This is a genomic window from Kitasatospora putterlickiae, from assembly GCF_039527695.1.
GTDB classification, from domain to species: Bacteria; Actinomycetota; Actinomycetes; order Streptomycetales; family Streptomycetaceae; genus Kitasatospora; species Kitasatospora putterlickiae.
Map to the genome: position 1 here is coordinate 7,459 of NZ_BAAAKJ010000516.1, position 621 is coordinate 8,079.

A 621-nucleotide genomic window follows, 5' to 3' on the forward strand; every position below is an offset into this window, starting at 1 on the left:
GGGCGTCGGCCAGCGCGGGGTAGGCGGTGCGGCGCAGCCAGACCTCGGCTCCGGGGCGCGGGTCGTCCGGCCGCGCCACCGAGCGCAGGTAGGCCTTGATCGCCGCCGTCGCGGTCAGCAGACGCGGCTCGATCCGGTGCCGCGGCCGCTCCGGCCAGAGCAGGTAGCCGAACAGCAGCACGACCGCGCTGGCCAGCGCGGTGTCCAGCACCCGGGGCCAGACCTCGGCCACCCCGTCCTGCCCGCCCAACTGCAGCAGGACCAGCGCCATCGGCGTCATGACCACGGTGTTCAGCCCGTAGTGCGCCGCCGTCGCGTACGGCAGCAGGGCCACGCAGAGCGCGGCGACCGCCACCAGCGCCCACGGGCCGGACCCGGCGGCCAGGGCCAGCACCGCCGCCGTCACCGCCACCCCCAGCACCGTTCCGAGCGAACGGCTCACCGCGCGCAGGAACACCGAACCCAGGTCCGGCTTCAGCACGAAGGCGATCGTCATCGGCACCCAGTAGTCCTTGCTCAGCGGCAGGGCGGCCGTCACCGCCGCGCCGGCCGCGACGCACAGCGCGAGCCGCGCCCCGGAGCGGGCCGCACCGGGCGACACCCGCCACACCCGCCGCCGCC

The 621-nt window shown here is 76.8% G+C and carries 1 protein-coding gene; it reads right to left on the bottom strand.

The features are described from left to right. Positions 1-621 (bottom strand): FUSC family protein (locus ABD308_RS38440; RefSeq protein ID WP_344345602.1); only part of this gene is annotated, 621 nt, incomplete at both ends.